General features: G+C 71.8%; 29 protein-coding genes. 20 read left to right on the top strand and 9 right to left on the bottom strand.

The genetic code is table 11. From position 1 onward, the window contains the following. Positions 1 to 265 precede the first annotated feature (265 nt). The 3 genes from B5557_RS03300 to B5557_RS03295 all read left to right on the top strand — a co-directional run bounded on the left by B5557_RS03300 (position 266) and on the right by B5557_RS03295 (position 2,092). Positions 266 to 433 carry a hypothetical protein gene (locus B5557_RS03300; protein WP_231976239.1) on the top strand — a complete coding sequence of 56 codons (168 nt, stop codon included), beginning with the start codon at positions 266 to 268 and terminating at the stop codon, positions 431 to 433. A 275-nt stretch (positions 434 to 708) separates the two neighbouring features. After that, positions 709 to 792: a putative leader peptide gene (locus B5557_RS46085; protein ID WP_361707062.1), complete on the top strand. Its 84-nt coding sequence runs from the start codon at positions 709 to 711 to the stop codon at positions 790 to 792. Between the two features lie 193 nt (positions 793 to 985). Continuing rightward, positions 986 to 2,092, top strand: a complete 1,107-nt coding sequence (locus B5557_RS03295) for an LLM class flavin-dependent oxidoreductase (RefSeq protein WP_079657681.1) — start codon at positions 986 to 988, stop codon at positions 2,090 to 2,092. Here B5557_RS03295 and B5557_RS03290 read toward each other — a convergent pair. Next, positions 2,089 to 3,144: an acyl-CoA dehydrogenase family protein gene (locus B5557_RS03290; RefSeq protein ID WP_079657680.1), complete on the bottom strand. Its 1,056-nt coding sequence runs from the start codon at positions 3,142 to 3,144 to the stop codon at positions 2,089 to 2,091. The two genes, B5557_RS03295 and B5557_RS03290, sit on opposite strands and share 4 nt — an antisense overlap. 99 nt (positions 3,145 to 3,243) lie before the next feature. On the opposite strand from B5557_RS03290, the gene B5557_RS03285 reads away from it, so the two are divergent. The 8 genes from B5557_RS03285 (at position 3,244) to B5557_RS03255 (ending at position 10,057) form a co-directional block, all read left to right on the top strand. Then, on the top strand, positions 3,244 to 3,594 hold the full coding sequence (locus tag B5557_RS03285; protein WP_079657679.1) for a YciI family protein: 351 nt from the start codon (positions 3,244 to 3,246) through the stop codon (positions 3,592 to 3,594). A 16-nt stretch (positions 3,595 to 3,610) separates the two neighbouring features. Next, complete coding sequence (locus B5557_RS03280) at positions 3,611 to 4,819, top strand: RNA polymerase sigma factor (protein ID WP_079657678.1); 1,209 nt, start codon at positions 3,611 to 3,613, stop codon at positions 4,817 to 4,819. A gap of 117 nt (positions 4,820 to 4,936) precedes the next feature. Next, positions 4,937 to 6,262, top strand: coding sequence for an aldehyde dehydrogenase family protein (locus tag B5557_RS03275; protein WP_079657677.1), 1,326 nt, complete (start codon positions 4,937 to 4,939; stop codon positions 6,260 to 6,262). A 290-nt stretch (positions 6,263 to 6,552) separates the two neighbouring features. Beyond that, a complete protein-coding gene (locus tag B5557_RS43500; RefSeq protein WP_159424318.1) occupies positions 6,553 to 6,717 on the top strand; it encodes a hypothetical protein in 165 nt (54 codons plus the stop codon). Then, positions 6,714 to 7,280, top strand: coding sequence for a sigma-70 family RNA polymerase sigma factor (locus B5557_RS03270; RefSeq protein WP_231976238.1), 567 nt, complete (start codon positions 6,714 to 6,716; stop codon positions 7,278 to 7,280). Before B5557_RS43500 ends, B5557_RS03270 begins: the two co-directional genes overlap by 4 nt. Further along, positions 7,277 to 8,143, top strand: coding sequence for a hypothetical protein (locus tag B5557_RS03265; protein ID WP_079657676.1), 867 nt, complete (start codon positions 7,277 to 7,279; stop codon positions 8,141 to 8,143). Before B5557_RS03270 ends, B5557_RS03265 begins: the two co-directional genes overlap by 4 nt. Before the next feature lie 419 nt (positions 8,144 to 8,562). Beyond that, positions 8,563 to 8,961 carry a VOC family protein gene (locus B5557_RS03260; RefSeq protein ID WP_079657675.1) on the top strand — a complete coding sequence of 133 codons (399 nt, stop codon included), beginning with the start codon at positions 8,563 to 8,565 and terminating at the stop codon, positions 8,959 to 8,961. A 25-nt stretch (positions 8,962 to 8,986) separates the two neighbouring features. Beyond that, positions 8,987 to 10,057: an adenosine deaminase gene (locus B5557_RS03255; RefSeq protein WP_079657674.1), complete on the top strand. Its 1,071-nt coding sequence runs from the start codon at positions 8,987 to 8,989 to the stop codon at positions 10,055 to 10,057. Here B5557_RS03255 and B5557_RS03250 read toward each other — a convergent pair. Beyond that, complete coding sequence (locus tag B5557_RS03250) at positions 10,039 to 10,554, bottom strand: mycothiol transferase (protein ID WP_079657673.1); 516 nt, start codon at positions 10,552 to 10,554, stop codon at positions 10,039 to 10,041. The two genes, B5557_RS03255 and B5557_RS03250, sit on opposite strands and share 19 nt — an antisense overlap. A 25-nt stretch (positions 10,555 to 10,579) precedes the next feature. Continuing rightward, positions 10,580 to 11,464 (bottom strand): LysR family transcriptional regulator, encoded by an 885-nt coding sequence (locus B5557_RS03245; RefSeq protein WP_079657672.1) that lies wholly within the window; start codon positions 11,462 to 11,464, stop codon positions 10,580 to 10,582. A 110-nt stretch (positions 11,465 to 11,574) separates the two neighbouring features. Between B5557_RS03245 and mgrA the strand changes: the two genes are divergently transcribed. Continuing rightward, positions 11,575 to 12,567, top strand: coding sequence for an L-glyceraldehyde 3-phosphate reductase (gene mgrA / locus B5557_RS03240; RefSeq protein WP_079657671.1), 993 nt, complete (start codon positions 11,575 to 11,577; stop codon positions 12,565 to 12,567). 261 nt (positions 12,568 to 12,828) lie between these two features. On the opposite strand, the gene B5557_RS03235 is transcribed toward mgrA, so the two are convergent. Continuing rightward, positions 12,829 to 13,212 carry a nuclear transport factor 2 family protein gene (locus B5557_RS03235; RefSeq protein ID WP_079657670.1) on the bottom strand — a complete coding sequence of 128 codons (384 nt, stop codon included), beginning with the start codon at positions 13,210 to 13,212 and terminating at the stop codon, positions 12,829 to 12,831. A gap of 308 nt (positions 13,213 to 13,520) precedes the next feature. Between B5557_RS03235 and B5557_RS03230 the strand changes: the two genes are divergently transcribed. From B5557_RS03230 to B5557_RS03215, 4 genes are all read left to right on the top strand, one after another. Continuing rightward, positions 13,521 to 13,931 (top strand): hypothetical protein, encoded by a 411-nt coding sequence (locus B5557_RS03230; RefSeq protein WP_079657669.1) that lies wholly within the window; start codon positions 13,521 to 13,523, stop codon positions 13,929 to 13,931. A 126-nt stretch (positions 13,932 to 14,057) separates the two neighbouring features. After that, the gene (locus B5557_RS03225) at positions 14,058 to 16,397 is read left to right on the top strand and encodes an FHA domain-containing protein (RefSeq protein ID WP_079657668.1); all 2,340 of its coding nucleotides are present in this window, start codon (positions 14,058 to 14,060) and stop codon (positions 16,395 to 16,397) included. 9 nt (positions 16,398 to 16,406) lie between these two features. Continuing rightward, positions 16,407 to 16,961, top strand: a complete 555-nt coding sequence (locus B5557_RS03220; protein WP_079657667.1) for a hypothetical protein — start codon at positions 16,407 to 16,409, stop codon at positions 16,959 to 16,961. Then, positions 16,961 to 17,941 (top strand): serine/threonine-protein kinase, encoded by a 981-nt coding sequence (locus B5557_RS03215; RefSeq protein WP_079657666.1) that lies wholly within the window; start codon positions 16,961 to 16,963, stop codon positions 17,939 to 17,941. Before B5557_RS03220 ends, B5557_RS03215 begins: the two co-directional genes overlap by 1 nt. A 9-nt stretch (positions 17,942 to 17,950) precedes the next feature. Here B5557_RS03215 and B5557_RS03210 read toward each other — a convergent pair whose 3' ends face one another. Next, on the bottom strand, positions 17,951 to 19,219 hold the full coding sequence (locus B5557_RS03210; protein WP_079664564.1) for a streptophobe family protein: 1,269 nt from the start codon (positions 19,217 to 19,219) through the stop codon (positions 17,951 to 17,953). Positions 19,220 to 19,413: 194 nt separating this feature from the next. Between B5557_RS03210 and B5557_RS03205 the strand changes: the two genes are divergently transcribed. Both B5557_RS03205 and B5557_RS03200 read left to right on the top strand, forming a co-directional pair. Beyond that, the gene (locus tag B5557_RS03205) at positions 19,414 to 20,796 is read left to right on the top strand and encodes a DUF6777 domain-containing protein (RefSeq protein WP_331716820.1); all 1,383 of its coding nucleotides are present in this window, start codon (positions 19,414 to 19,416) and stop codon (positions 20,794 to 20,796) included. A gap of 121 nt (positions 20,797 to 20,917) precedes the next feature. Then, positions 20,918 to 21,370: an ATP-binding protein gene (locus B5557_RS03200; protein ID WP_079657665.1), complete on the top strand. Its 453-nt coding sequence runs from the start codon at positions 20,918 to 20,920 to the stop codon at positions 21,368 to 21,370. A 27-nt stretch (positions 21,371 to 21,397) separates the two neighbouring features. On the opposite strand, the gene B5557_RS03195 is transcribed toward B5557_RS03200, so the two are convergent. Beyond that, positions 21,398 to 22,285 (bottom strand): RNA polymerase sigma factor SigF, encoded by an 888-nt coding sequence (locus tag B5557_RS03195; RefSeq protein ID WP_079657664.1) that lies wholly within the window; start codon positions 22,283 to 22,285, stop codon positions 21,398 to 21,400. A 207-nt stretch (positions 22,286 to 22,492) separates the two neighbouring features. Between B5557_RS03195 and B5557_RS03190 the strand changes: the two genes are divergently transcribed. Then, the gene (locus B5557_RS03190; protein WP_079657663.1) at positions 22,493 to 22,906 is read left to right on the top strand and encodes a helix-turn-helix domain-containing protein; all 414 of its coding nucleotides are present in this window, start codon (positions 22,493 to 22,495) and stop codon (positions 22,904 to 22,906) included. A 21-nt stretch (positions 22,907 to 22,927) separates the two neighbouring features. Here B5557_RS03190 and B5557_RS03185 read toward each other — a convergent pair whose 3' ends face one another. Both B5557_RS03185 and B5557_RS03180 read right to left on the bottom strand, forming a co-directional pair. Beyond that, a complete protein-coding gene (locus B5557_RS03185) occupies positions 22,928 to 23,530 on the bottom strand; it encodes a ClpP family protease (protein ID WP_079657662.1) in 603 nt (200 codons plus the stop codon). Position 23,531: 1 nt separating this feature from the next. After that, positions 23,532 to 24,170 carry an ATP-dependent Clp protease proteolytic subunit gene (locus B5557_RS03180; RefSeq protein WP_079657661.1) on the bottom strand — a complete coding sequence of 213 codons (639 nt, stop codon included), beginning with the start codon at positions 24,168 to 24,170 and terminating at the stop codon, positions 23,532 to 23,534. Positions 24,171 to 24,411: 241 nt separating this feature from the next. On the opposite strand from B5557_RS03180, the gene B5557_RS03175 reads away from it, so the two are divergent. Next, positions 24,412 to 24,894: a VOC family protein gene (locus tag B5557_RS03175; RefSeq protein WP_079664562.1), complete on the top strand. Its 483-nt coding sequence runs from the start codon at positions 24,412 to 24,414 to the stop codon at positions 24,892 to 24,894. On the opposite strand, the gene B5557_RS03170 is transcribed toward B5557_RS03175, so the two are convergent. Continuing rightward, on the bottom strand, positions 24,891 to 25,808 hold the full coding sequence (locus tag B5557_RS03170) for an aminoglycoside phosphotransferase family protein (RefSeq protein WP_079657660.1): 918 nt from the start codon (positions 25,806 to 25,808) through the stop codon (positions 24,891 to 24,893). The two genes, B5557_RS03175 and B5557_RS03170, sit on opposite strands and share 4 nt — an antisense overlap. Positions 25,809 to 25,812: the final 4 nt, after the last annotated feature.

Here is a 25,812-nt window from a genome sequence, read left to right as displayed (position 1 = left end):
GTGTTGTACGAAGTACCGCGTCTTCGAACCTAAGCCCTCCCGAGCCCGCGCGATGCACGGGGTCGGGTCGGGCCACTTCATCGGCGCGCGCCGGATGTACCGAGACCCGCGCGACGGCGATGGGCGCGCTTCCGGGACTTCGGGGCGCGGGGCGCGGGGCTCCGACGCTCCGCTCCGGGCTCCGGGGCTTCGCACATGATCGCGCCGATCCGGGGCAGGCGCACTTCCGACGACAGGTGTCCGACCGATGGAGGTGTCTGCCGCTATGCGCGCGAAGGTGTTGGAGCGGTTTCCAGCGGGAGCTCCGCGCGGATCGTGGCCGGCGGAGGAGTATGCGGCGCGTCGGAGGGCGGAGGGGGAGCCCGCGACCGTCGTCATGGACCTGAAGTCGGACGCGTTCCTCGTCGTGGTCCCGGCATCCGACGAGGACTGACCTGGCCGGGGGCAGGATCCCGCCCGGACCCGCACCGTCCGACCGCCCCGGTGCTGCTCGCCTGCCGCCGTGGGCGGCAGGTCCACCGTGGCCAACACCCCGATGAGGTGCGGCAGTAGGTCCCGGCCCGAGGCGCTCGACGTGGCGCCAGTTCGCCTGCGCGCCGGCAACTCCGCCCCGAGCTCGCGCTTCAGATGCCGTTGCAACGGTTCGCGATGCGAGACCGGTTGGGTTTTGCTTGACTGCCGTCACCGACGGCTGCCACGATCGATCGCATGACGATGCGACTGGACCTCACGCGGCGACGCCATGTCGACCTCGCGCGGGTCTCCAGCGCCTCCTGTTGCGCCGCGTCCTGATCCCCTCCCCGCGATCCGCCGCGCTCTTCGCTTTCCCCGCCTGAATTCACCGCGTCGGCGCCCCGTCGCGACGCAACGTCCCCCGGCCCCGCGCACCCCTTGAATTCGGCGTGCCCGAAAACATTCCGCACCGTCACCGGCGAGATCGCCGCCGTGCCGCGGCCTGCTCCACCTTCCGATCGGAGACCCCCACATGTCCCTCGTCTTCCACTGGTTCCTCCCCACCAACGGCGACAGCCGCCATGTGGTCGGCGGCGGCCACGGCACCCCCGCCACCGCCTCCGGACGGGACCGGCCGCCGACGGTCGCCTATCTGAGCCAGATCGCCCGCGCCGCGGAGGACCTCGGCTTCGTGGGCGCGCTCACCCCGACCGGAGCCTGGTGCGAGGACGCGTGGCTGACGACCGCCATGGTCAGCCAGCACACCGAGCGGCTGAAGTTCCTGGTCGCGTTCCGGCCCGGCTTCGTCTCACCGACACTCGCCGCGCAGATGGCGTCCACCTTCCAGCGGCAGACCGGCGGACGGCTCCTGCTCAATGTGGTCACCGGCGGCGAGAGCCACGAGCAGCGGGCCTACGGCGACTTCCTGGACAAGGACGACCGCTATCGCCGTACCGGTGAATTCCTGGAGATCGTAAGGGAGTTGTGGGAGGGCAAGACCGTCGACCTGAAGGGCGAGCACCTCCGGGTGGAGGACGCGAAGCTGGCGCGGGTGCCGGACCCGGTGCCCGAGGTGTACTTCGGGGGGTCCTCGCCGATCGCCGGTGAGGTGGCCGCGCAGCACGTCGACGTCTACCTCACCTGGGGCGAGCCGCCTGCGCAGGTCGCCGAGAAGATCGCCTGGATCCGGGGGCTCGCGGCGAAGCAGGGGCGGACCCTGCGGTTCGGGATCCGGCTGCACGTCATCACCCGCGACACCTCGCAGGAGGCCTGGGCGGAGGCGGACCGGCTGCTCGCCGGGTTCGACGCCGAGACCGTGCGGTCCGTCCAGGCCGGGCTGGCGCGCAGTGAGTCCGAGGGGCAGCAGCGGATGCTCGCGCTGCATGGCGGGGGCCGGGACGGGCTGGAGATCCATCCCAACCTGTGGGCCGGGATCGGGCTGGTGCGGGGTGGGGCGGGGACCGCGCTGGTGGGGAGCCACGAGGAGGTGGCCGAGCGGATCAAGGAGTATGCGGCGCTGGGGATTTCGGAGTTCGTGCTGTCCGGGTATCCGCACCTTGAGGAGGCCTACTGGTTCGGGGAGGGAGTGCTGCCGCGGCTCGCTGCACTGGGCCTGTGGCGGCACCCCGCTCGCTCCTAGGGTTGCCCTAGAGGGCCCTGGAGGCCGACGGCCAGGGCGTTCAGATGTGCCCGCCGTGACTCCTGGGTCTGGGCCTGGACCAGGAGGAACAGCGATTCCCTTGCCAGGCGTTGGGCCTTGTGCGTCAGGAGCATGGAGCGGCCGCCGCCCGTCACCACCGCGGCGGTGGTCGCCGCCTGCATCACCTCGTAGGCCTGTGTCCTGAGGGCCAGGCGTTCCGTCAGGTGTTCGTGGGGTGCCGCGTCGTCGGCCAGGTCGTAGGCGCGGCGGCGCACGTCCGTGAGGCGGGCGCGCAGCGGGGGCGCTGTGTCCTCGTCCAGGAGGGTCAGGGCCGCCTCCGTGATGCCGAAGACCGCGGGGTTGGCGTTCACCGTTTTGAGACGGTCCGTCGCCGTCCAGCGCTCGTGCGGGGTGCGTAGGGCCACCGCCTCCTCCGGGAGCCAGAGGCCGTTCAGCTCCAGGGAGACCGTGCGGGCCGCGGTGAGGGCGGCCAGGCGCATCGGGGCCGACGCCCGGAGCCCCGGCTGCTCCCGCGCCCGCGTGAAGGCGAACAGGGCGTCGTCGGTGTCGGTGACCCCGGCGAGGAGCATCACGTCGTTCAGGCCCCACCCCGTGTACCAGGGGACGGTGCCGTCGAACCGCCAGCCGCCCCGCTCCCGGGTGACCCGGACGGGGACGCGTGGGTAGGCCCGCAGGTGCGCGTACGCCACCCCGGACAGCAGTTCACCGGTCGCCAGTCGGCCCAGCAGGCGCTCGCGCACCGGACCCTCGCTCCTGGCCAGGGTGAGCACCGGAGTGTGGTGCTGCGTCTGCACGAACCACGTCGAACAGCACGCCCCGGACAGGATCTCCGCCGTCTCGCGCACGACAGCGCCGGGTGCCGCGGCCCCGCCGTACTCCGTCGGCGCGTTCAGCCCGAGCAGACCCGAGCGCCTGATCTCCGTCAGATGGCCGACCGGTACCGCCCCCTGGTCGACCTGTTCCGCGTGCGGCGCGAGGAGGTCGTCGGCGAGGCCGCGGGCGCGGGCGACGAGGGGGTGCGGTGTGGTCATGGGGAAGATTCTTTCCCGTTTCGCGGTGTGGGGTGTCGATCCGGGGGACCGCCGTTCGTGTAGGAGGTGAGAGAACGGTACGAAGCCAAGGAGGACGTCATGCAGTACTACCTGCTCAGCGTGGTCCAGCCGACCGGCGGTCAGCCGCCCGCCCCCGACGAGATGGCCGAGATCATGCGCCGCGTGGAGGCCCACAACGACGAACTGCGGGCCGCCGGGGCGTGGGTCTTCGCCGGTGGTCTGCACGGACCGGAGACGGCCACCGTGCTGCGCCCCAAGGACGGCGACGTGCTCGTCACCGACGGGCCGTACGCCGAGGGAAAGGAGTACCTGGGAGGCCTGTCCGTGATCCGGGCCGCCGACCTGGACGAGGCTCTGGAATGGGGCAGGAAGGCCGCCCTCGCCATCACCCTCCCCGTCGAGGTCCGCCCGTTCGTGGACACGCACTGAAGCCGGACGCGCCGTGATGAGCGACCCCGTCGACGTCGAGGCCGTCTTCCGCGCGGAGTACGGCCGCGCCGTCGCGGTCCTCGTCCGCTTCCTCGGCGACATCGACCTCGCCGAGGAAGCGGTCCAGGACGCCTTCACCACGGCTGTGGTGAGCTGGCCGCAGACCGGTGTGCCGCCGAGCCCGGCCGGCTGGATCATCACCACCGCCCGCAACCGGGCCGTCGACCGGCTGCGCCGTGAGTCCACCCGGGACGCCCGGCACGCCGAGGCCGCCCTGCTGTACGCCGCCGATCCGCCCGTGGAGGAGGGCCCCGTGCGCGACGACCGGCTCCGCCTGATCTTCACCTGCTGCCACCCCGCGCTCGCCGCGCAGGCGCAGGTCGCCCTCACCCTGCGCCTCCTCGGCGGACTCGACACCGCACAGATCGCCCGCGCCTTCCTCGTCCCCGAGTCGACCATGGCCCAGCGCCTGGTCCGCGCCAAGGCGAAGATCCGGGACGCCCGCATCCCGTACCGCGTGCCGCGCGACGCCGATCTGCCCGACCGTCTCAAGGGGGTGCTCGCCGTCGTCTACCTGATCTTCAACCAGGGGTACGAGGGTGACGACGGCCTGTGTGCGGAAGCCGTACGGCTCGGGCGGCTCCTCGTCGAGTTGATGCCGGACGAGCCCGAGGCCGTCGGCCTGCTGGCGCTGATGCTGCTCGTCGAGTCCCGCCGGACGGTACGCGTGGACGCCGACGGCACGCTCGTACCGCTGCCCGAGCAGGACCGCGGGCGGTGGGATCGGGAGCTGATCGCCGAGGGGCAGTCGCTCGTCCGCCGCTGCCTGCGCCGCAACCGCCCCGGGCCGTATCAGATCCAGGCCGCCGTCCAGGCCGTCCACAGCGACGCGCCGACCGCCGACGCCACCGACTGGCGGCAGATCCTGCGCCTGTACGACCAGCTCATGCAACTCGCCCCGAGCCCGGTCGTGGCCCTGAACCGGGCGGTCGCCGTGGCCGAGACGGAGGGACCGTGCCGGGCCCTCGAGCTCGTCGACGCGCTGGACCTCGACGGCTACCACGTCTGGCACGCCGTCCGCGCCGATCTGCTGCGCCGCCTCGGCCGCCGCACCGAGGCCGCCCACGCCTACGAGGCGGCCCTCGCGCTGAGCGAGAGCCCGGCGGAACGCGCCTTCCTCGACCGGCGCGGACACGAACTCGGGGCCGGTGGACGGGCCGAGTGAGAGTGGTCGCCGCCTCGGGAATGTATTTTGGTACATGAATGGTTGGCATATACACCGAGCCGATCGCTCGCCCCGAGAACCCAGGGCCGCAAGGCCCGCGCACCCCAGCGAGGCACCGTGACCACCGCCGCCACCCCCGAACAGCCCGCCGACGTCGTCGCCCGACTGCGCCGCACGTTCCGCACCGGCCGCACCAAGCCCCTCGCCTGGCGCACCGACCAGCTGCGTCGGCTGCGCGCGCTGCTCACGGAGCAGGGCGCCGACCTGGCCGCCGCCCTCCACGCCGACCTGGGCAAGAGCTCCACCGAGGCATACCGCACCGAGATCGACTTCACGGTCCGGGAGATCGACCACACCCTCGATCACCTCCAGGAGTGGCTGCGCCCCGAGTCCGCCCCCGTCCCGGCCCACCTCGGAGCCGACGCCACCGCCTGGACGCAGTACGACCCGCTCGGCGTCGTCCTCGTCATCGCGCCCTGGAACTACCCCGCCCAGCTGCTGCTCGCGCCGCTGGTCGGCGCCCTCGCGGCCGGCAACGCGGTGGTCGTCAAGCCCAGCGAGCTGGCGCCCGCCACCTCCGCCGCCCTGGCCCGTCTGCTGCCGGCCCACCTCGACACCGACGCCGTCGCCGTCGTCGAGGGCGGCGTCCCGGAGACCACCGCCCTGCTGGCCGAGCGCTTCGACCACATCTTCTACACCGGCAACGGAGCCGTGGGCCGTATCGTCCTGCGCGCCGCCGCCGAGCACCTCACCCCGGTCACCCTCGAACTCGGCGGCAAGTCCCCGGCGTTCGTCGACCGGGACGCCGATCTCACCGTCGTCGCCGACCGGTTGGCCCGCGGGAAGTTCCTCAACGCGGGGCAGACCTGCGTCGCCCCCGACTACGTCCTCACCGACCCGGAGACGGCGGCCGCCCTCGAACCCCTGCTGACCCGCTCGGTCGAGGCGGCCTACGGGACCGACCCGCAGACCTCCGCCGAGTACGGTCGCATCATCAACGAACGCCACTTCGACCGGCTCGCCGGCCTGCTCGGCTCCGGCCGCATCGTCGTAGGCGGCGGCAACGACCGTACGGACAGGTACATCGCGCCGACCGTGCTCGCCGACGTCGACCCCAAGTCGCCGGTCATGCGCGAGGAGATCTTCGGCCCGATCCTGCCGATCGTGACCGTCGACGGTCTGGACGAGGCGATCGCCTTCATCAACGACCGCGACAAGCCCCTCGCCCTGTACGTCTTCACCGGCTCCGAGGACACCCGCGGCCGCATCGCCGCCGAAACCTCCTCCGGCGGCCTCGGCTACGGGCTGCCCCTCGCCCATCTCACCGTCTCCGACCTGCCGTTCGGCGGCGTAGGCGAGAGCGGGATGGGCAACTACCACGGGCGCTACTCCATCGAGACGTTCAGCCACCGCAAGGCGGTGCTGGACAAGCCGCTGGGCTGAGCGGGCTCACGGCGGCGGCGGGCGACGACGGCGGGCGGCAACGGCGGGCGGCAGGCCGCAGCGGACAGGAGCGGACACGAGCGGGCGGAAGTAGCCCGCCAAGTGGCAACGGGGGAACGGGAATTAGCCCGGAACGGCACGGTCCGTAGTTCGAAACGGCCAATTCCAGCGGACTTTCGAAGCGGGCATGCACGAAACGCCTCCGTCGGACGCCGTGGAGGCAGAAGGTGTAACCGTCGCCTTCCGGGGCTCCTGAGTCCCGTACAGCCAGCGGAAGGACCGAAGGGTCCGTGAACGACCAGTTCGAACAGCTCGCCCGCGACGTGGCGTTGTCCCTGCTCGCCCTCCGGGTCTTCGGACCCGGCGTCGTCACCCTCGCGCGCCGGTTCGTCGCCGCTCTCGTGCGGGTCGGCGTCCGTGAGATGGACCACCGGCTCCCGGGGGGAGATCGGTGACCCAGGAGGAGCTGCGCCCCGCGGGAAACCCACGGGCGCCGGAGAAGCTGCCGTTGGACTTCACCGCCTTCCACCAGATGCACCGCCCGCTCTACGTCCGCGAGGCCGAGCGCTCGCTGCGCTGCCGCGCCGACGCCGAGGAGGCCGTGGACGAGGCATTCGTCCAACTCGCCCGGGAATGGCCGCAGATACTGCGCGCCGAGAACCCCGCCGCCTACGCCTGGCGGGTGATGAAGAACCGCATCATCGACCACGCCCGGGCCCGTGGCAGGCGCGCCACGCTCATGGACACCGCCGTCTTCGAGACGGTCACCCTGCAGGGCGCCGAGGACGCCTTCGAGGTGATCGAGCAGAACCTGCGGATGTTCCACGCGATCTCCACCCTCCCCGAGCGTCAGCGGGACGTCATCCGGCTGCGCTACTGCGAGGGCTACAGCACCGCCGACGTCGCCTTCCACCTGGGCATCACCGAGGCCGGGGTGCGCTCCAGCGAACGGTATGCCAAACGCCGGCTCCGGGAGATCTACACATCGTGCGCCGAGGAGGAGGCGGAGCGGTCATGACCTTCGACACCGCGAGCGACATCGACACCCTGCTGTCCAGAGCGCGCCTCGTGCCCACGGCGCCCTACGGCCGCGCGGACATCGAGGCCGCCGAGGCCCGCATAGCCGCCAGGGTCGCGGCCGGCGGCGCCGACGGACCTGTGGCGGGGGACTGCCCGCAGCGCGCCGTGGCGGGCCGCCGTCCCCCGCGAGCCCACCCCGCGGCCCGGGACCTCAAAGCGCTGTGCGAGGCGCTGCTGACCCGCCCCGGCGCCCTGCAGGGCCTCGGCAACTTCCTCGGCAGCGCCCTCCCCGAGCCCTCCGGCGCGCGCGTCCTCGGCAGCCTCCTGTACCTGGCCGGCTGCGAGGACAGCGCCCGCTTCTGGTGGCAGTACGGCGCCGGCGCCTCCGACACCGTCTCCTCGTACTGCCTCTACCTCCACCACCGGTCGATGGGGGAGGACGAGGAGGCCGACTGGTGGCTGCGGCACACCGAGATCACCCCTGCCACGCTGAGCAGGGAGGCCACCGAACGGGAGATCGCCACGGCGCTGCACGTGCTCAGCGGCCTGCGGCGTGGTCGTCGCGGACTGCCCAAGGCTCTGCGCGCCCTGGTCGAGTACGTGCCGGCCGTGGTCGGCTTCGTCGACGACGACCTCGAACTCCCCCTCCCCGACGGCGATCTGGCCGAGATCGTGGAGGAGGCCGTCGCCCATGGCACGCCGCCCGCCAAGGAGCGCCGGCGCGCCAGGTCGGGCGCACTGCCCGAACGCCGGGAGCCGGCCGTGCACACCGTGTCCTCGGCCACCCCCCGCACGTCCCGGCACTGGAGCCGTGACGTCCAGGAGGCGCTGCGCCGGTGCGAGGAGACCGTGGCCTGCTGAGGGGCCGCTGCACGCACCGGGGCGTGTCCTTGGTGCGTGCGGGGGCTCCCCGACCGACCACCGCAACGGTCCCCGCGGAGGCTGCCGGCATTCCGGCACCCCGGTCACCTGCCCGTCAACCGCGCCGGCTTCGGAGCGACGCGGCTGACGGGCAGCGCCGCCTGCTGCCCCGATACGCCCGGCGATCGAACCCGGCGTCCACCGCATCGACACCGCCGCCTGCTGCTACTCCGTCCTGCGCGGGCCGCGCGACCCGCGCCCGCCTCGTATCGGATGCCGCCCGGGCAGCGCCGGCTCCTCGCGCCGGGCCTGCACCGCCACCAGCACCGGAGGCGACTGGCGCGAAGCAAGTTTTACGTATAACCTCTCCCGTCAATCGCCCCTCCCGCAAGCCTCCCGTACCTCCCCGAAAGGCCCCGATGAGTCGTATCGCCCTGGTCACCCTCGTCGTCGACGACTACGACGAGGCGATCCGCTTCTACAGCGAGGCGCTCGGCTTCCGGCTCGTCGAGGACGAGCCGCGCCCCGACGGCTCGCGCTGGGTCGTCGTACGGCCGGGCGTCGGCCAGGACGGCACCGGGCTGCTGCTCGCCCGGGCCAAGGGCGACGCCCAGCGCGCCCGGATCGGCGACCAGACCGGCGGCCGCGTCGGGTTCTTCCTGCACACCGACGACTTCGCCGGCGACCATGCCCGGATGCTCGCCGCCGGCGTGACCTTCCTGGAGGAACCCCGCCACGAGCCGTACGGCTCCGTCGCCGTCTTCGAGGACCTGTACGGAAACCGCTGGGACCTGCTCCAGCCCACCACCACCGCCTGAGAACCACCTGCCGAGGAACACGCTCATGACCGCGCCCCACATCGACACCGACACCCTGCGCCGGCTCCCCAAGGCCGTACTGCACGACCACCTCGACGGCGGCCTGCGCCCCGCCACCGTCGTCGAACTCGCGCAGGAGGTCGGCCACACCCTGCCCACCACCGACCCCGACGAGCTCGCCGCCTGGTACTTCGAGGCCGCCAACTCGGGTGACCTGGTGCGCTACATAGCCACCTTCGAACACACCCTCGCCGTCATGCAGACCCGCGAGGGCCTGCTGCGCACCGCCGAGGAGTACGTCCTCGACCTGGCCGCCGACGGTGTCGTCTACGGCGAGGTGCGGTACGCGCCCGAGCTGAACGTCAACGGCGGGCTGAGCCTCGCCGAGGTCGTGCAGACCGTCCAGGAGGGCCTCGCCGCCGGAATGGCGAAGGCCGCCGCCGCGGGCACGCCGGTCCGGGTCGGCACGCTGCTGTGCGGCATGCGGATGTTCGACCGCGTGCGCGAGGCCGCCGACCTGGCCGTCGCCTTCCGGGATGCGGGCGTCGTCGGCTTCGACATCGCCGGCGCCGAGGACGGCTTCCCGCCCGCCGACCACCTCGAGGCCTTCGAGTACCTGCGCCGCGAGAGCGTCCCCTTCACCATCCACGCCGGCGAGGCCCACGGCCTGCCCAGCATCCACCAGGCCCTCCAGGTGTGCGGCGCCCAGCGCATCGGGCACGGGGTGCGCATCACCGACGACATCGTCGACGGCAAGCTCGGCCGCCTCGCCGGATGGGTGCGCGACCGCCGGGTCGCCCTGGAGATGTGCCCGACGTCCAACCTGCAGACCGGGGCGGCGACCTCCATCGCCGAGCACCCGATCACCGCGCTGAAGGACCTCGGCTTCCGCGTCACCCTCAACACCGACAACCGTCTGGTCTCCGGGACGACGATGACCCGTGAGATGGCGCTGCTCGTCGAGGAGGCGGGCTGGGGCGTCGAGGACCTGCGCACGGTGACGGTGAACGCCCTCAAGAGCGCATTCATCCCGTTCGACGAGCGCAAGGCCCTCATCGAGGACGTCGTCCTTCCGGGTTACGCGTCCGCGCTCTGAAGCAGCCCGCGCAGATAGGCGGCCTGGCCGACGTGCTCCAGATCGTCGGCCAGGACGCTGACCAGCCGGACGCCCAGCGTGACCGGCGGATCCCAGCGCTCGTCCACGACGCGCTCCAGGTCCGCCGCCGTCAGCGCGTGCAGCGCCGTCAGGCTCTGCTCGTGCACGGCGTCGTAGTACCCCGTCAGCAGGTCACCGTCGGGGACCCGTACCTTCGCGACCTTCGCGGCGCTGTGCCCGTACCCGGTGTCCTGGCGCGGCAGGTCGAGGCCGAATCGTTTCTCCCAGTCCTGGGTCAGCCACACCTGCTCGAGCTCGAAGGCGTCGGCGAGATGGTCGTCCTGGACCCGGGTGAGGTGCCAGACCAGCCAGGCGATCGAGTTGGCGTCGGGGGAGGGCCGGGTGTTGAGGACGTCGGGATCCAGGCCGTCCACGGCGGCATGGACTTCTTCCTGGACGCGGTTGTACCCGTCGATGAGGATGTCCTTGGCATGCATGCATCCACCATCTCGCAGCCTGCGCTCACCCGCCGCCCGTTTCCAGCAGTGCCATGAGCGCCCGGGCCGCCGGACTGGTCGCCTGCCGGGGCGGCAACAGCGCGACCGTCTCGTACACCGCCTCGCCCGTGCCCTTGAGGGGCAGTGCGGTGAGCGCCTCGCGCTTGTGCCGGAAGTGGCGCGGTACGACGGCGACGCCGAGGTTCTCGTCGACCAGGTCCAGCAGGCTGTGCACGTCGTTGACCTCCAGGGCGACCGTGCGCCGCACTCCCGCCTCGGTGAACGCGGCGTCGGTGGCGCGCCGCGGGCCCCAGTCCGGGTGGAAGTCGACGAACACCTCGCCGGCGACGTCCTGCGGCAGCAGTGCCGCCGACGCCCCGGCGAACCGGTGGTCGGGATGGCACAGCACGTACATCGGCTCGGTCGCCAGCGGCACGCAGCGCAGCTGGTCGGTGTCCGTCTGGGTGCGGTAGGCGAAGGCCAGGTCGAGCCGGCCGGCCGCCACCTCCTCGCCCAGCGCGCCCGAGCCGCTCTGCCGCAGCCGGATCTCCACGTCCGGGTGCCGCCGCCGGAACGCCGCCAGCAGCCCCGCCACATGCACCCCGGCGATGCACTGCTCGGTGCCCACGGAGAGGGTGCCGCGCACCACGCCCTGCACGGCGGCCACGGCCTCGTGTGCCGCCCGCACCTGCGCCAGGATCCGCTCCGCCTCGGCCAGCAGCGCCCGGCCCGCCTCCGTCAGCGTCACCCGCCGCGTGGTCCGCACGAACAGCGGGGCGCGCAGCTCCCGCTCCAGGGCGCGGATCGAGGCCGACAGACCCGACTGGGAGACCATCAGGCGTTCGGCGGCCCGGGTGAAGTGCTGGTCCTCGGCGACGGCGACGAAGTGCTGGAGGTGACGCAGTTCCATGATTGAGAAGCCTAGCCGCACAATTCCATCGGATTCTTCTGTTGGACCACTACCCGCAGGTCGGGCCAGAGTGGGTAGGGGTTCCCGAAACCGATCTTCTTGGAGTCGCGTTGTACACCGCACACCCCGACCGTTACGCGGACATGCCCTACCGGCGCACCGGACGCAGCGGCCTGAAGCTCCCCGCGCTGTCGCTCGGACTGTGGCACAACTTCGGCCCGGACCGCCCGGTGGAGACCCAGCGGGCCATCCTGCGCCGCGCCTTCGACCTCGGCATCACCCACTTCGACCTGGCCAACAACTACGGCCCGCCGCCCGGCGCCGCCGAGTCCGCGCTGGGGCAGTTCCTCAAGGCCGACTTCGCGCCCTACCGCGACGAGCTGGTCATCTCCACCAAGGCCGGCTACCTGATGTGGCCGGGCCCCTACGGCGAGTGGGGCTCGCGCAAGTACCTGCTGTCCTCGCTCGACCAGAGCCTGACCCGGATGGGCCTGGACTACGTCGACGTCTTCTACTCGCACCGCCCCGACCCGGAGACTCCCCTGGAGGAGACGATGGGCGCCCTGCACGCCGCGGTCCAGCAGGGCAAGGCGCTCTACGCCGGCGTCTCCAACTACTCCGCCGAGCAGACCCGTGAGGCCGCCCGCATCCTCGGGGAGCTGGGCACCCCGCTGCTCATCCACCAGCCGCGCTACTCGATGCTCGACCGGCGCCCCGAGAGCGAGGGCCTGCTCGACGCCCTGGACGAGCTCCAGGTCGGGTCCATCGTCTTCTCGCCGCTGGAGCAGGGCCTGCTGACCGGCCGCTACCTGGACGGCATCCCGGAGGACTCGCGCGCGGCGAGCGACAGCCCGTTCCTGAACTCCGACGCGCTGACCGAGGAGCTCGTCGGCAAGCTGCGCGCCCTCGACGACCTCGCCAAGTCCCGCGGCCAGTCCCTGGCCCAGCTCGCCCTGGCCTGGGTGCTGCGCGGCGGCCGGGTGACCTCCGCGCTGGTCGGCGCGAGCAGCGCCCGGCAGATCGAGGACAGCGTCGGCGCGCTGGCCAACCTGGACTTCGATGCCGAGGAGCTGGCCCGGATCGACGCGGTGATCAACGGCTGAGCCGCTTCGTCAGGCGGACGGTCACGCAGTCGCCCTCCTGCTTTCCGATGCCAGTTCGCGGATGCCGAAGAATGGGACGGACTCCGGCCGGACGACAGACGACATAGGTCCAGCCGCCGATTGCCGGACCCTTGCGCGGGACGGCCGTGAATTCGGCATTGAGTATTCCGTTTTCGGTCCCGTTCGTGATGTTCCTCGGCTCGCGGTGATCCCTTTACGGGTGGACCGCCGCGAGCGGAGGAATTCATCGTGGCCCGGTCCTCAGGCTCCGGCGGGCACCCGGTCGAGGAATCCGAGGACGGAGGTGATCCGGTCCTGCGCGTCCAGGGTGATGACGTCGGATCCGGCCACCGGCGCCGAACCGTCGGCCTCGCTCACCAGCTCCCAGGAGAAGCGGGCCGTGTCGTGGTGCCCGTCGACCGTCCCGGTGAGCCGGAAGAAGAAGCCCGGGAACTGCGCGTGTGCAGCCGTGACCACGGCCGCGATCTGCTCGTGGCCGCTGACGTCGGCGAGGGGGTCGGTGTACCCGCCGTCCACCGCCCACGCTGCGTCAACAGCCTTGGCCAAGGCCTTGGGCTCCCGTGCGTTCCAAGCCTCGAAGTAGCGGGCGACGGCGTTCTCGTAACGGTCGGTGTTCGCGGACATGGGAAATCAGCCCCCAATGAGGTCATCGATACTGGTCAGAACCCGGATCCAGGTCTTCGCCGATCCGGTGTGACCACCTTGCCCGTCCTCGTCGCCCGGGTCGATTACCCGCCGGGTAATGACGACATGGCCCGAGGCCTGCCGCATTTCGGCCATGAACGGCCTTGAATATGCCAAGAGACTGGCCAAAAAGTCATGGTGACAGTGTTTCAACAGTGAACATACTCGAACGTCAGGGGCAGTTCACTTACAGGAGCCGCAGGGAAAGCGAGGCACTGCCAGTAGGGCGAGCACCGGGGGAGAGGAACGTGCACGACGAATTCCTGTGCCATGTCACCGCGTACGGCGTCTGCGCCGGCCGGCGCATCGGCGTACCGCTCGGCACCTACCGTGCGCCGACGCTGGCGCTGGCCCTGTGGTGGCTGCGGGACCGGGCCTCCTGGATGGCCGAACGGCTGGATCCCCGGCCCGAGGACGAGCACATCCCGCCGGGCGCCCTGGTCCCGGTCGCCGACAACGCGCCGGACGTGCCCGCACTGCTGCGGGCCTGGTGCGCCGACATGGACCGGCAGGAGCTGGTGGCCGACGAGTTGGCGGGCGGCCGGCTGGTGCGGATCGCGGTGAGCGACGAGACCACCGAGTACGAGCTGCTCGCCGAGTCCGTCGACGCGCTGCGCATGCAGCGGACCCTCCCGGCCCTCGTCGTCCCCGTCGGCTGACGCCCACCGGACGACGGCACCGGGACACGGCCGACGCGCACAGCCCGGCACGGCACCGTCACGCTCACATCACCCTCGCGCCCCGCCCATCGGGCGCACAGGGGTGCGAATCGATAGAATTCGGTCATGGTTGAGCGGCCGGTCTCCTCGACTGCGCCCGAACTCGTGCTGGAGACCGAGACGGGCACCACCGTGCTGATCCCGGGCCATGACTACCACGTCGGCCGGGACCCGCGCAGCGACATCGTCATCGACGACACCCGCGTCTCCTGGCACCACGCGGTCCTGCGGCCCGACGGCGGCCACTGGACCATCGAGGACGAACACAGCACCAACGGCACCTACGCCGACGGCCGCCGCGTCCACGAGTGGGGCGTCGGCCCCGGCACCGTGATCCGCTTCGGCAGCCCGGCCGACGGGCCGTACGTAGTCCTGTCCGGCCGTCCCACGCCCCCGGCCGAGCGCCCCTCGTCCGTCTCCATGCCCGCCCTGACCGGCACCTTCCGCCGGCCGACCTCCATACGGCCGCTGTCCTCGCGCACCGTCCGCATCGGACGCGCCACCGACAACGACCTGATCGTCGACGACCTGATCGTCTCGCGCCGGCACGCCGAGCTACGGGGGCTGCCCGACGGTGGCCACGAGATCGTCGACCTCGGCAGCCACAACGGGACCTACCTCAACGGCCTGCCCGTCAGCAGCGCCCCGATCGGCCCGGGCGACATCGTCGGCATCGGCCACTCGGCGTTCTGCCTGGTCGGCGACGAGCTCCAGGAGTACGTCGACACCGGTGAGATCTCCCTCGACGTGCAGGACCTGACGGTCGCCGTCGACCGCGGCCGTAAGGTCCTCCTCGACCATGTCTCGTTCCCGGTGGGGGAGAAGTGCCTGCTCGCGGTCGTCGGACCCAGCGGCGCCGGCAAGTCCACCCTCCTCGGCGCCCTCACCGGCCAGCGCCCCGCGGGCCACGGCACGGTCGTCTACGACGGCCGCGACCTCTACCGCGACTACGCCGAGCTGCGCCAGCGCATCGGACTGGTCCCGCAGGACGACATCCTGCACGCGCAGCTGACCGTGCGCAGCGCCCTCCTCTACGCCGCCGAACTGCGCTTCCCGCAGGACACCGCCAGGGCCGAGCGCCGCGAACGGGTCGAGGAGGTCATCCGCGAACTGGGCCTCGAGCAGCGCGCCGACCAGCCCGTGCACAGCCTCTCCGGCGGTCAGCGCAAACGGGTCAGCGTGGCCCTGGAGCTGCTGACCAAGCCCTCGCTGCTCTTCCTGGACGAGCCGACCTCCGGCCTCGACCCCGGCATGGACCGCTCGGTGATGCACATGCTGCGCGGACTCGCCGACGACGGCCGCACCGTCATCGTCGTCACCCACAGCGTCCTCAGCCTCGACGTCTGCGACCGGCTCCTGGTGCTCGCGCCGGGCGGCAAGGTCGCCTATTACGGGCCGCCCGAGGACGCCCTCGCCTTCTTCGGCTTCGAACAGTGGCCCGAGGCCTTCGAGGCCTTCGAACGCGATCAGGACCGGGACTGGGCGGGGGAGTACGACGACTCGCCGTTCCGCCGTCAGTACGTCGTCAACTCCAGCGAGCAGCCCCGACTGCCCCGCTCCGGCCCGGTGATCGTGCTGCCGCCGCCCCGGCCCCGCAGCAGGGGCGCCCAGCTCGGCACCCTGGTCCGCCGCTACACGGCCGCGCTCGCCGCCGACCGCACCTTCCTCGTGATCATGATCGCCCTGCCGTTCGTGATGGGAGCGATGGCCCGTGCCCTGGCCGGCGGCAGGCTCGACCAGGAGCATGTGATGGACGCGCTGCTGATCCTGTGCGTGGGCGGCGTCCTGACCGGCGCGGCCAACGCCGTGCGTGAACTCGTCAAGGAGCGCGTGATCTACCAGCGGGAGCGGGCCGTCGGCCTGTCCAGATCGGCGTACCTGCTGTCCAAGGTCGTCGTCCTCGGCGCGATCACCGTCGTACAGGCGGTGGTGCTGACCCTCGTCGCCCTGCTCGGCGTCGACCTCAACGCGCCGGACGGCAAAGGGGTGTTGATGCCACCGCTGATCGAGATCACCGTCGCCGTCGCCCTGTTGGCCTTCACGGCGATGATGCTCGGGCTGCTGGTCTCCGCGCTGGTGACCAAGGAGGAGGTGACGATGCCGCTGCTCGTGCTGCTCGCCATCGTCCAAGTGGTGTTCTGCGGCGCGCTGCTGAAACTGAACGACGTGGCCGTTCTGGACCAGCTGTCCTGGCTCGTGCCCTCGCGATGGGCGTTCGGCGCGATGGCCGCCACCCTCGGGCTGTCCCGGATCGTGCCCGGGGACAAGACGAGCGATCCGCTGTTCGAGCACTCGGCGGGGGTGTGGCTGCTGAACATCGGGATGCTCGTCGTGCTCTCGCTGGTCTGCGGGTTCGCCGTGTCCCGGCTGCTGCGCCGGCACGAGCCCGCCGTGATGCGGAAGTAGGTGAGGCCGATGACGGCTCCCGGATTCCGGCCCACACATGTCGTCCCGCAGCACGGCATGCCCGCCTGGGAGGCCCCCGACCCGGACCGCCCCACCGTGTCCCTCGACCCGCTGCTGCCCGTCCGGCTCACGGAGCGGCGCGGCGACTGGGGGCGTGTGGTGTGCTCCAACGGCTGGTCGGCCTGGGTGGACGGCCGCCACCTGGTCGCCGTCCCCCAGGACCCGCCCCGCTCCGACGGCCCCCTCGCGAGCGCCGCCGACCCACGCCCCCTGCTCGGCCGCACCGAACAGGCCCTGGCCCGCTACCGGGCGGCGGTGGAGGAACTGGCAGACGGCGGCCTCGACGGCGAGTCCTTCCGCCGCCGTACCCGCGGGCTGCGGATCGGTGTGGTCATCGACGGCGAGAACATGTGGCTGTACGACATCGCGCACAGCCGCTGGGTGTACGGCGACGGCACCCGCCTGAGCACCTACGCGACGGACGAGGCGCCCGAACTGCCCCAGCCGGCCGAGGACCGGGACTACACCGCCACCCGGATCGTGGACCTCGACGGGAACTCCTGATGGCGTCCGGCATGAGCCCCTTCTCCGGCCGCCCCTCCGAACTGGTCGGCCGCCAGCTCGCCGGCTACCGCATCGAGTGCGAGATCGGACGCGGCGGCATGGCCGTCGTCTACCGGGCCCATGACCTGCGTCTGGACCGGACCGTCGCGCTCAAACTGCTCGCCCCCGAGCTGGCCCGCAACGACACCTTCCGCAAACGCTTCACCCACGAATCGCGGGTCGCGGCGGCGATCGACCACCCGCACATCGTGCCCGTCTTCGAGGCGGACGAGACCGAAGGGGTGCTCTACATCGCCATGCGGTACGTCGACGGGAGCGACCTGCGCCATCTCCTGGACCGCGAGGGCCCGCTGCCCCTGCCGACGGTGGTCCGCATCGCCGCGCAGGTCGCCTCCGCGCTGGACGCCGCCCATGACCACGGACTGGTCCACCGGGACGTCAAGCCCGGCAACATCCTGGTGTCCCGGGGCACCGACAGCGACCATCCCGAGCACGTCTACCTCACCGACTTCGGCCTGACGAAGAAGTCGCTGTCCCTGACCGGGTTCACGACGGTCGGACAGTTCGTCGGCACCCTCGACTACGTCGCCCCCGAGCAGATCTCCGGCCGCCCCGTCGACGGCCGCTGCGACGTCTACGGCCTGGCCTGCGTGGTCTACGAATGCCTCGCGGACCGACCGCCGTTCCTCCGTGACGACGACATGGCCCTGCTCTGGGCCCACCAGAACGCCGACCCGACCCCGCTGACGGAGGTCCGGCCCCAGCTCCCGGCGTACCTCGACACGGTGTTCGCCCGGGCCCTCGCCAAGAATCCCGAGGCCCGTCACCCCACCTGCGGTGCCTTCGTCGCCGAGTTGAGGGAGCGAGGCGGCGGCGCGCGCCGGCCGGTCCACTCGCCGACGGAGTCGGTCGACACGCCGGAGCCGACGCGGCGACCCCCGCGCTGGGCACGGCCGGTCCTGCCCGGCCGCCAGTCCTGAACCACCGGGTCAGCGGAGTGTCAGCACGCCCCGGTGGCGGACCAGTCCCGCCAGCAGCCCGCCCAGAAACCCGGTGACCAGCCCCCACAGCGCGGCGAGACCGAGAGCGGACCACACCTCGGCGTGCAGGAACAGCTTCCCGGCCAGATCGCCGCCGAGATCGCCGATGCCGAGGACGGAGAGGCCGTAGTGCGCGGAGATCCGGCCGACCAGACAGACGGTCAGCACGGTGAGCACCAGCGCGACCGCCATGTGCACGGCGTGCCGCCAGGCGCGCATCCGGGCCGGTGAGTGGGCGGCCAGCCCGAACGCGGCCGCCAGCAGCAGAAGCCCGTCGACGACGACCAGCCACCACACGCGGCCGTCGTACTCGGCGAGCGTGCTCAGGTTCAGCGCGGCGGTGTCCCGGCCGCGCAGCACCTCGTCCAGCACATGGGGCATCGGCAGCCCGAACGGGCCCTCCACACGGCCGTTCCAGGTGGCGCCCAGCCCGATCGTGAACGTCAGCCACATCAGATTGGGCATGCCGAGCAACACCACCGCGAGGGTCTCGGCCGCGTGCCCCCGGGTTGCCGCGACGACCAGCGCGATGACGACGCCCAGGGCCACCCAGGCGAGCAGCAGCACGACCATCGCGTGCGCGGCGGGCCGCACCGACTCCTGCAAGCGCAGCAGCCGGCCCGGCAGCGGAGCCCCACGCGCGACCAGCAGCGCCAGCACCAGCACACCGGCCAGCCACAGCAGCCCGATGGCGAGCGTCGGCGGCACGTTGGTGGTGAAGCCGACCTCGGGGCTGACGCCGAACAGGTCACCCAGGTCGCTCAGCGTGTCGTCACCGAGGGAGAGTTTGAAGGTCTGGCGTGCGCCGAGGGCCAGCCCGAGCAGACCGAGCAGCCAGACGACGGCGATCCGGGCCGCCCACCCGGCCAGCTCGGCGGCGCCGGCCACCGCCCGGTGCCGCAGCGGCCGCAGGAATCCGGCGCCGACGACGAGCGCCCCCACGAGCGTCACCGACAGCGGAGTCACCGTCAGACCCGCCTCGGTGCCGGCGAGTCCACCGGCGTTCCCCGAGAGCTCGACCGTGCCGCCCACCGCCGTGACGACGGTCGCCGCGACGACCCGGGGGAAGGCGCCCTGAGGCAGGTCCGAGGCCCCGGCCACCCACAGTCCCAGCCCGGCGACCACCCCCATGGCGAGCAGCCCGGCCAGCGCCGCGGCGACCGCCTGCACCCATCCGTGGCGGGAGACTGCCTGGTCATACGGGGTGTACGAGCTCACCCTGCCCACGCTAAGCAGCACCGGGAGAGCGCGCCTGTCGAGAGGGCCGTCCGCGTCCAGCTTGCGAGCCGCGCCCGATCGGGGCACACAATAGGTCCGTTGTGGAAGAAAACGGCGCATATCGCATGGATCGTAGGGATCGCACCGGACACACCGGACGAAGCGCCGCGGGAATATCCACGTCGGGAGTGCTCGTGAGCGTCGAACCTCCGTCTTCCGGCCGCCCCTCGGAACCGCCCACGGAATCCACGGGGCAGCCCACCGGGCGACCGACCGGCCCGCCCTCCGGACCGCTGTCGGGCTCCCCCCGGCCGCCCTCGGGTCCGCCCCCGCCGTCCGAGCCGACCGGAGGCGACTCGGGGGGCGGCGGGTGGGAACCGCGCCGGCCCTGGTGGAGGTCCGCGCCCCGGGTCGCACTGATCACCACAGCGGTCGTGGCCGCGACGGCCCTCGCCCTGGTCCTCACCCGGCCCAACGGCGGCGGCTCGAACCAGGCGGGCGAACTCTTCATGCAGCCGGCCGGCGAAGAGGGGCCGAACAGCTTCACGCCGCAGACCAACAACCCGGGTACCGCCTCCGTCCCGCCGGCGACCGTCGCCCCGTCCTCCTCCTCCCCGCCCGAGAACACCGTCCCCGGTGTCAGGGGCGGGCAGGCGGGGCTGTACGGCGGCACCCTCAACGTCGCCAGCTGTGATGTGGAGCTGCAGATCAAGTACCTCCAGTCGGTTCCCGCCAAGAACAAGGCGTTCGCCTCCGTCCTCGGTATCGACCCCTCCCAGGTCCCCGGCTATCTGCGCTCCCTCACCCCCGTGCAACTGCGCCTGGACACCCGCGTCACCAACCACGGATACCGTGACGGATCAGCCACCGGCTACCAGGCCGTCCTACAGGCCGGCACGGCGGTCATGGTCGACAGGTACGGCGTCCCCCGGGTGCGCTGCGCCTGCGGCAACCCGCTGACCCCGCCCGTCGCCCAGCAGTCCGGGTACAAGCGGACCGGCACCACCTGGCCCTCGTACAGCCCCTCGACCACGGTCGTGGTCAACCCCTCCGTGACGGTGGTCAACGTCTTCGTCCTCTACGACCCCCACTCCGCCCACCACTGGATCGCCCGCAAGCCGGGCGCCGGCGTTCACCAGGACCGGCCCACCCGTCCGCCGGCGAGGCCGACGCCGGTCATAGGCGTCAGCACCCCGACGGTCCCCGGCTCGCGTACGCCGCCGTCCGGTTCGACCTCGAAGTCCCCGTCCTCGCCGTCGTCGTCGAAGTCGAAGGGCTCCGAGCCCCCGAGCTCCAAGTCCTCCTCCAAGCCCCCGAGCTCCGAGCCCCCGAGCTCCGAGCCCCCGAGCTCCGAGCCCCCCTCTTCGGAGCCCCCGAGCTCCGGTTCCTCCTCGTCCGAGCCCCCCGGCTTCGCGCCCCCGTCCTCGGCGCCGGGGTCCCCGGAGCCGCCGAGTACGCTCTCCGAACTCACGGGCGAGCCGGAGAGCTCCCTCTCCTCGCTCCCGCAGTCCCCGCCGTCGGTGGCCGGCACCAGCCAGCCGCCGCCCGTCTCGGCCGGGTCCTCACCCGCCGTGTGAGGCGGCCCACGGTCCTCACGCGCACAGGCCGACGACGGACGGGGAGTGTGCGGCGCGGCACGGGGTACGAGCACAGGTGCACAGCAGCGTCCGGCCAGTCCGGCTTCCGAGAGAGAAACGCATGTTCGAGCACCTGGGCGGGGCAGTGATACCGACTGGCTTCGACGTACCCGTGGAACCGCTACGGCGGGCGGCGCACTACACCGGGGAACCCGGCTGCATAGCCGAGGCCCGGTCCTTCGCCGCCCATTTCGTCGACCAGCTCAGGACGGAGTGGTGTGCCACGATCGGCGACCGCGCGAGCGGCGAGGTGCTGCTGGTGGTGAGTGAACTGGTCACCAACGCCGACCGGCACAGCAACGGGCCCTACATCCTGGAACTCGAAGGCACGGACGCCTCGGTCACGGTGTGCGTGTACGACAGCAGCGACGCGCTGCCCCTGCGGTTCCCCAAGGACCCCGAGCGGATCGGCCGGCACGGTCTGGAGATCGTGCACGCGCTGGCGGCGGAGATCACCGCGGAGCGCGTGCCGGTCGGCAAGCGGGTCCGTGCTCTGCTGAGGTTCGGCGGCTGAGTCCCAGGACCGCCCTCGGGGACGGCCTCAGGCGCAGCCCAGCTCGCCCAGCATCCCGCGGCGCAGCCGCACGATGATCCGCTTGATCAGCCGGGACACATGCATCTGCGAGCAGCCGAGCCGTTCGCCGATCTCCGCCTGGGTGGCCTCCTCCACGAACCGCAGGTGGATGATCTGCCGGTCGCGTTCGCTGAGTTCGGCCATGAGCGGCGCGAGCGAGTGGAAGTCCTCGACGAGCCGCAGCCCCTCCTCCTCCACGCCGATGAAGTCAGCGAGGACCGCCTCCCCGTGCTCCGGACCGTCGCCGGTGAGCGCCGCGTCCAGCGAGGAGGAGTTGTAGCCGTTGGCGGCGATCTGCGCCTCGACCACCTGGCTCTCCGAGAGGTTCATCAGCGTGGCCAGCTCCGCCACAGTCGGCTCCCGGTCCAGTCGGCCGGCGAGTTCGTCGCGGGCCTTGGCCAACTCCACGCGCAACTCCTGCAACCGCCGCGGCACATGCACCGCCCAGGTCGTGTCCCGGAAGAAGCGCTTGATCTCACCGACGATGTACGGCAGCGCGAACGACGTGAACTCCACCTCGCGCGAGACCTCGAACCGGTCGATGGCCTTGATCAGGCCGATCATCCCGGTCTGGACGATGTCCTCCATGTCGTCCCCGCGACCGCGGAACCGGCCGGCGGCGAACCGCACCAGGGACATGTTCATCTCGATGAGCGTGTTGCGGGCGTACTGGTAGTCGTGCGTGCCCTCTTCGAGCACGGCCAGCCGCTGGAAGAACTGGCGGGAGAGTTCGCGGGCGTCGCGCGGTGCCACACTGCGCGGCGCCTCGATCCCCGGCAGCGGTGCGCCGTCCGCGCTGGCCCCGGCGGCGTCGTCGACGACCTTGGCCTCCGACCGGATCACGGCGGTCTGCATGGCCTCTCCCTCGAACGTCACGGTTCGGCGTCTGCTGTTCTCGGTCCGTGAGCGGACCCGCACATGCGAAACCCGCTCAGGAGGCGGGTACCCGGTCCGTGACGACCCATGCGTGCGGGATCCGGGCACCCTCGCGCCCACCGATTCCACCGAGGGCGCAACCCCGGACTCCTCCCCACGGCCCCCTGCGGCTCCTAGGCTGGTGAGGTGAGCAACCAAGCGCCGAACCACGCCCGCGTGATCCCGCTGCGCCCGCCCGCCGTGCGCCCGGACACCATTGCCCCCGCCCCCGCCTCCACTGCCGGCTCCGCGCCGCGCGAGCCCCTGTGGCGCGACCTGGTCGGCGACGTCCTGCGTCGCGAACGCCAGGCCCAGGAGCGCACGCTCAAGGACGTCGCCGACTCGGCCCGGATCTCCATGCCGTACCTGTCGGAGGTGGAGCGCGGCCGCAAGGAGGCCTCCTCGGAGGTCCTCGCGGCCGCCGCCCACGCCCTCGGCCTGGGCCTGGGAGACCTGTTGGCCCGGGCCCAGGGAGAGCTGGTGCGGCTCAGCAGCCGGCACTCCGGCAGGAGCCGCGCGACGACGAGTTCGTCGCACAACGGGCTCTGCCTGGCCGCCTGACGAGCCGCGCGGGCCGGTGTCTCACAACGTCACGAGACGCCGGCTCACCACCTCATCGGCCAGTCCGTACGCCACCGCCTCCGGCGCGGTGAACACCTTGTCGCGGTCCATGTCCGCGCGCAGGGTCGCGAGGTCGTGGCGGGTGTGGCGGGCCAGCACCTCCTCGACCTGGCCGCGGATGCGGACCATCTCCTTGGCCTGCAGCGCGAGGTCGGAGACCGTGCCCTGCCGGCCGCCGCTGGCGGGCTGCCCGAGCAGCACGCGCGCGTGCTCCAGCACGAACCGCCGCCCCGGATCGCCGCCGGCCAGCAGCACCGCCGCCGTGGACGCCGCCTGCCCGACGCAGAACGTCGAGATCGGCGACTGCACGTACGTCATCGTGTCGTAGATCGCCATCAGTGAAGTGAACGATCCGCCGGGGGAGTTGAGGTAGATCGAGATCTCGGTCTCCGGGGCCGCCGACTCCAAATGGAGGAGTTGCGCGATGACGACGTTCGCGACCCCGTCGTCGATCTCGGTGCCGAGGAAGATGATGCGCTCGGACAGCAGTCGGCTGAACACATCGTAGGACCGCTCGCCCTGCGGGGTGCGCTCGACGACGTTCGGAATCGTGTAGCTCCCCATGTCACAGCCCCATCCGTCGCTTGGAGGCGGCCGGGCGGACGTCCGCGAGGGACTCCACGACCCGGTCCACCATGCCGTACTCCCTGGCCTCCTCGGCCGTGAACCAGCGGTCGCGGTCGCCGTCCCGGGAGATGGTCTCCGGCGTCTGGCCGGTGTGCTCGGCGGTGATGCGCTCGATGGTCCGCTTGGTGAAGTCCAGGTTCTCCGCCTGGATCTCGATGTCCGCCGTGGTCCCGCCGATCCCGGCCGACGGCTGGTGCATCATGACGCGCGCGTTCGGCAGCGCGTACCGCTTGCCGGCCGCGCCGACGCTGAGCAGGAACTGGCCCATGCTGGCCGCGAAACCCATGGCGAGCGTCGAGACGTCGTTGGGGATCAGCCGCATCGTGTCGTAGATGGCGAGCCCCGCGTGCACCGACCCGCCCGGGCTGTTGATGCACAGCGCGATGTCGGTGCGCGGATCCTCCGCCGACAGGATCAGCAACTGCGCGCAGACGCGGTTCGCGGACACCTCGTCGACCTGGGTGCCGAGGAACACGATGCGCTGGGCGAGCAGTTGGGCGGCCAGGTGGTCGTCGAAGCGGGTGGCCGGGGTGTCGCCCTCCTGGGCACGGGGAGCGAGCGTGGTGAGTGGAGTCATCGGTTCTCCTCGTCGTGGCGTGGCTGCCGTCGACTCCACTGTTGACCTCGGGCGACGCCCGCACGCGGTTTCTCTGCCCGCGGCAGATTCGCCCAGGGCAGAGCACGATCCGGGCGGCAGCACGGTACGACGACGGGGGAAGCGGCCGCGGCCGTCCGGATGAATGCACGGCCCGAGCGATGAGTTCCGGCGCGGACATCGGTCGACACTGATGACCGCGTTCCACGCCCAGGAGGTACTCATGACCACCGACGGATTCACCACGTGTCTCTGGTTCGACGGCCAGGCCGAGGAGGCCGCCCACTACTACGTGTCGATCTTCAAGAACTCCAGCATCGGCAAGATCGGCCGCTACAACGAGGCCGGCCCCGGTCCGGCCGGCTCCGTGGTGGCCGTGGAGTTCACGGCCAACGGGCAGAAGTTCGTCGGAATCAACGGCGGCCCGGAGTTCACCTTCAGTGAGGCGATCTCCTTCCAGATCTTCTGCGCGGACCAGGAGGAGGTCGACTACTACTGGAACAAACTCACCGAGAACGGCGGCGAGCCCGGCCCGTGCGGGTGGCTCAAGGACAAGTACGGCGTGTCCTGGCAGGTCATCCCGGACGGGCTGATCGAGATGATCGGCGACCCCGACGCCGAGAAGGCCGTCCGCACCACCAAGGCCATGTACGCCATGGGCAAGCTTGACATCGCCGCCCTGAAGAAGGCCTACGACGGAGCCTAGGAGCCGGCCACGGACACGTCGGCGGGCCGGGTCTCGGCCAGGATCTCCCTGATCACATGCCGGGAGTTCTCCGCCAGCGGCGGATTGGTCTCCCAGTAGTACGGCAGCTGGATCAGTGAGATCGACAGCGCCCAGCCCCGCCCGCGCGCCCATTCCGCGTCGTCCGCTCCCACGGCCTCCCGGAAGACGCCGCGCACCGACGCGGGCAGCAGGTTCCAGGCGACGATCAGGTCGACGGCCGGGTCGCCCACCCCGACGCCGCCGAAGTCGATCACAGCCGACAGCCGTCCGCCCTCGACCAGCACGTTCCCGGGCGAGAGATCCCCGTGGGTCCACACGGGCGGTTCCGTGCGCCCCGGCGCCCGCAGTGCCTCCTCCCACAGGGCGGTGACCGCGACGGTGTCGATCCGCCCGTCCAGTTGAGCGAGGGCGTCGCGCGTCGGGGCGTCCCGCTCCGCCAGCGGCACACCCCGGCCGTTGGGCGGACCGCCCTGCGCCTCGATCCCACGCAGGGCGGTGACGAACGCCGCCAGGTCCGCCGCCAGGGCCTCGGGCTGCTCGACGGCTCCGGCCACCGGATTACGACCGTCCAGCCAGCCATAGACCGACCAGGGCCAGGCGAACCCCTCACCCGGCCCGCCCTGCTCCAGCGGCACGGGCGTGGCGACGGACAGCCTCGGCCCCAGCCGGGCCAGCCAGCGCTGCTCGTGCGCCACGCTCTCGACGGCGTCGGGATGCCGGGGCAGCCGCACCACCTTGTCGGCGCCGAGCCGGAACATCGCGTTCTCCGTCCCCGAGGAGGCCAGCCGCCGCACGGGCAGCCCGGCCCACCGCGGGAACTGGGCGGCGACGAGCCGGCTCACCAGCGGGGCGTCGAGGTCGACCTCGTCCGGACGCATCTTCGCAGCACACATGCGC

The sequence above is a fragment of the Streptomyces sp. 3214.6 genome, assembly GCF_900129855.1.
GTDB lineage: Bacteria > Actinomycetota > Actinomycetes > Streptomycetales > Streptomycetaceae > Streptomyces > Streptomyces soliscabiei.
Note: the sequence above shows the minus strand (reverse complement) of the source record. Positions and strands in the feature narration are given on the sequence as shown.

What these genes read in the sequence shown, in the direction of transcription:
- B5557_RS03260 (WP_079657675.1), top strand. Translation starts at nt 8,563, where the DNA reads ATGAGTCGTATCGCCCTGGTCACCCTCGTCGTCGACGACTACGACGAG.
- B5557_RS03200 (WP_079657665.1), top strand. Translation starts at nt 20,918, where the DNA reads ATGTTCGAGCACCTGGGCGGGGCAGTGATACCGACTGGCTTCGACGTA.
- B5557_RS03300 (WP_231976239.1), top strand. Translation starts at nt 266, where the DNA reads ATGCGCGCGAAGGTGTTGGAGCGGTTTCCAGCGGGAGCTCCGCGCGGA.
- B5557_RS03250 (WP_079657673.1), bottom strand. Translation starts at nt 10,554, where the DNA reads ATGCATGCCAAGGACATCCTCATCGACGGGTACAACCGCGTCCAGGAA.
- B5557_RS03265 (WP_079657676.1), top strand. Translation starts at nt 7,277, where the DNA reads ATGACCTTCGACACCGCGAGCGACATCGACACCCTGCTGTCCAGAGCG.
- B5557_RS03185 (WP_079657662.1), bottom strand. Translation starts at nt 23,530, where the DNA reads ATGGGGAGCTACACGATTCCGAACGTCGTCGAGCGCACCCCGCAGGGC.
- B5557_RS03170 (WP_079657660.1), bottom strand. Translation starts at nt 25,808, where the DNA reads ATGTGTGCTGCGAAGATGCGTCCGGACGAGGTCGACCTCGACGCCCCG.
- B5557_RS03285 (WP_079657679.1), top strand. Translation starts at nt 3,244, where the DNA reads ATGCAGTACTACCTGCTCAGCGTGGTCCAGCCGACCGGCGGTCAGCCG.
- B5557_RS03255 (WP_079657674.1), top strand. Translation starts at nt 8,987, where the DNA reads ATGACCGCGCCCCACATCGACACCGACACCCTGCGCCGGCTCCCCAAG.
- B5557_RS03215 (WP_079657666.1), top strand. Translation starts at nt 16,961, where the DNA reads ATGGCGTCCGGCATGAGCCCCTTCTCCGGCCGCCCCTCCGAACTGGTC.
- B5557_RS03225 (WP_079657668.1), top strand. Translation starts at nt 14,058, where the DNA reads ATGGTTGAGCGGCCGGTCTCCTCGACTGCGCCCGAACTCGTGCTGGAG.
- B5557_RS03245 (WP_079657672.1), bottom strand. Translation starts at nt 11,464, where the DNA reads ATGGAACTGCGTCACCTCCAGCACTTCGTCGCCGTCGCCGAGGACCAG.
- B5557_RS03280 (WP_079657678.1), top strand. Translation starts at nt 3,611, where the DNA reads ATGAGCGACCCCGTCGACGTCGAGGCCGTCTTCCGCGCGGAGTACGGC.
- B5557_RS03195 (WP_079657664.1), bottom strand. Translation starts at nt 22,285, where the DNA reads ATGCAGACCGCCGTGATCCGGTCGGAGGCCAAGGTCGTCGACGACGCC.
- B5557_RS03290 (WP_079657680.1), bottom strand. Translation starts at nt 3,144, where the DNA reads ATGACCACACCGCACCCCCTCGTCGCCCGCGCCCGCGGCCTCGCCGAC.
- B5557_RS03295 (WP_079657681.1), top strand. Translation starts at nt 986, where the DNA reads ATGTCCCTCGTCTTCCACTGGTTCCTCCCCACCAACGGCGACAGCCGC.
- B5557_RS03175 (WP_079664562.1), top strand. Translation starts at nt 24,412, where the DNA reads ATGACCACCGACGGATTCACCACGTGTCTCTGGTTCGACGGCCAGGCC.
- B5557_RS03220 (WP_079657667.1), top strand. Translation starts at nt 16,407, where the DNA reads ATGACGGCTCCCGGATTCCGGCCCACACATGTCGTCCCGCAGCACGGC.
- B5557_RS03235 (WP_079657670.1), bottom strand. Translation starts at nt 13,212, where the DNA reads ATGTCCGCGAACACCGACCGTTACGAGAACGCCGTCGCCCGCTACTTC.
- B5557_RS03180 (WP_079657661.1), bottom strand. Translation starts at nt 24,170, where the DNA reads ATGACTCCACTCACCACGCTCGCTCCCCGTGCCCAGGAGGGCGACACC.
- B5557_RS46085 (WP_361707062.1), top strand. Translation starts at nt 709, where the DNA reads ATGACGATGCGACTGGACCTCACGCGGCGACGCCATGTCGACCTCGCG.